Annotated in this window: 2 protein-coding genes; both read right to left on the reverse strand. The window is 70.8% G+C overall.

Features of this window, described 5'->3' with window-relative positions; genetic code table 11:
* Nucleotides 1-224 precede the first annotated feature (224 nt).
* Nucleotides 225-605 (reverse strand): hypothetical protein, encoded by a 381-nt coding sequence (locus tag AB0G17_RS21795; RefSeq protein WP_361385096.1) that lies wholly within the window; start codon nucleotides 603-605, stop codon nucleotides 225-227.
* An 84-nt stretch (nucleotides 606-689) separates the two neighbouring features.
* On the reverse strand, nucleotides 690-1,901 hold the full coding sequence (locus AB0G17_RS21800; protein WP_361385099.1) for a pyridoxal phosphate-dependent aminotransferase: 1,212 nt from the start codon (nucleotides 1,899-1,901) through the stop codon (nucleotides 690-692).
* Between the last annotated feature and the right edge of the window lie 407 nt (nucleotides 1,902-2,308).

A 2,308-nucleotide genomic window follows, 5' to 3' on the forward strand; every position in this document is an offset into this window, starting at 1 on the left:
CGCAGGCGACATCGGGTTCAGGGGCGCGGGGAACTGCGCGAGAAGCGAGCACGGTCTGCAGGCGACAGCGGGTTTAGGGGCGCGGGGAACTGCGCGACCAGCCCCCACCGGCCCGCAGGCGAACACCGGGCCAAGGAGGGGCGCACCCAGAACCCGGCCATGCCCCCCGCCCAAGGGGATGGCACCCGGTCCGCGGACCTCCGCGGCGCGCGGACCGGGGCCGATCAGGGGGCGGTCAGCGCCGCCGAGTGGGCATCCATCCGCTCCGCCGCCAGGATCGCGGCCGCCGTGTCCGCGCGCGAGGCGGCGACGACGAGGGCGCGCCCCGCGAGCGCATGCGCGCGGTCGTGCAGCGAGGCCGCCGAGGCCCCGCTGAGCCCCGCGTGGCGGACCGGCGGCATGCCACCCCGCAGCCGCGCGATCTGCCGCGCGATCGCATCCCCCGCCGAGGTCAGCCCCAGCTCGTCCGTGACCGCGAGCAGCGCCGCGAGGTGCCCGGAGAGCTGGATGTCCAGCTCCTCCTCCCGCGAGCGGCGCGGAATGCGGGCGTGCGCGTCGGCGGCCATCGCGCTGTGCACCGACTTCGTCCGGATCGGTTCGTACATGGGATGACCTCCTTCAGCGTCGTAGGAGACCATCCTATCTTAGATTCTGTCTAAAGTTGAGTCATGCACAGAGGCCGGAGGTCGTCACATCTGGCTGTAACCGTCCAGGAAGCTGCCGATCCGCGTCACGGCCGAGGCCAGGTCCTGCGCCGAGGGAAGCGTCACGATGCGGAAGTGGTCGGGCTCGGGCCAGTTGAAGCCGGTGCCGTGGACGACCATGATCTTCTCGGCCCGGAGCAGGTCCAGGACCATCTGGCGGTCGTCCTTGACCTTGTAGACCGCCGGGTCGAGGCGCGGGAAGAGGTACAGCGCGCCCTTCGGCTTCACGCACGTCACGCCGGGAATCTGCGTGAGCAGGTCGTACGCCGTGTCGCGCTGCTCGAGCAGGCGCCCGCCCGGCAGCACCAGGTCCTCGATGGACTGGCGCCCCCCGAGCGCGGTGGCCACGGCGTACTGCGACGGCATGTTCGCGCACAGCCGCATGTTGGCCAGGATGGTCAGGCCCTCGATGTACGAGGAGGCGTGGGCCTTGGGGCCGCAGACCGCCATCCAGCCGGAGCGGTATCCGGCCACCCGGTAGTTCTTGGACAGCCCGTTGAAGGTCAGCACCATCAGGTCCGGGGCGACGACGGCGGTCGGCGTGTGGGTGGCGCCGTCGTACAGGATCCGGTCGTAGATCTCGTCCGAGCAGACGATCAGGTTGTGGCGCCGGGCGATCTCGGTCAGCGACCGCAGCATCTCCTCGTCGTACACCGCGCCCGTCGGGTTGTTCGGGTTGATGATCACGAGCGCCTTGGTGCGGTCGGTGATCTTGCGCTCGATGTCGGCGAGGTCCGGCATCCAGTCGGACTGCTCGTCGCAGCGGTAGTGCACGGCGGTGCCGCCGGCGAGGGAGACCGAGGCGGTCCACAGCGGGTAGTCCGGCGCCGGGACCAGCACCTCGTCGCCGTCGTCGAGCAGCGCCTGCATCGACATCTGGATGAGCTCGGAGACGCCGTTGCCGAGGTAGATGTCCTCGACGTCGAGGTCGATGCCCTTGGTCTGGTAGTGCTGCATCACCGCGCGGCGCGCCGAGAGCAGGCCCTTCGCGTCGCCGTACCCGTGCGCCCCGGAGAGGTTGCGGAGCATGTCCTCCAGGATCTCCGGCGGGCACTCGAAGCCGAACGCGGCGGGGTTGCCGGTGTTGAGCTTGAGGATGCGGTGACCTGCCGCCTCCAGCCGCATGGCTTCTTCGAGAACCGGGCCGCGGATCTCGTAACAGACATTGGCGAGCTTGGTCGACTGGATCACCTGCATGACGGCCACCTTACGGGGGCGTTTCGGGGGCCGCGCGGTCTTTACCCCCCGGTTCGCCCGGCCGGGTCGGTCCCGGCGGACCGGCGTCTTCCATCGGCATGCCCTTGCGGGCTGTCCGCCGTGGGATTGCCGGGCGGGGGCGGGTCGGGGGCTTGGAATGCGGCGCCGCAGTGCGGTGACGGGTGAGATGCACCACGGGCCGCGCGGGCGCGTTGCCCAAGACCACCTGCGGCCCGGTGGTGGGCTGGCCGCGCAGTTCCCCGCGCCCCTTTTTGGCCCGGTCTTCGTCTGCGGCTGAGTGGGGGCTGGTCGCGCAGTTCCCCGCGCCCCTTTTTGGCCCGGTCTTCGTCTGCGGCTGAGTGGGGGCTGGTCGCGCAGTTCCCCGCGCCCCTTTTTGGCCCGGTCGT

The organism is Streptomyces sp. NPDC023838 (assembly GCF_040639555.1).
Lineage (GTDB): Bacteria > Actinomycetota > Actinomycetes > Streptomycetales > Streptomycetaceae > Streptomyces.

What these genes read in the sequence shown, in the direction of transcription:
- AB0G17_RS21800 (WP_361385099.1), bottom strand. Translation starts at nt 1,901, where the DNA reads ATGCAGGTGATCCAGTCGACCAAGCTCGCCAATGTCTGTTACGAGATC.
- AB0G17_RS21795 (WP_361385096.1), bottom strand. Translation starts at nt 605, where the DNA reads ATGTACGAACCGATCCGGACGAAGTCGGTGCACAGCGCGATGGCCGCC.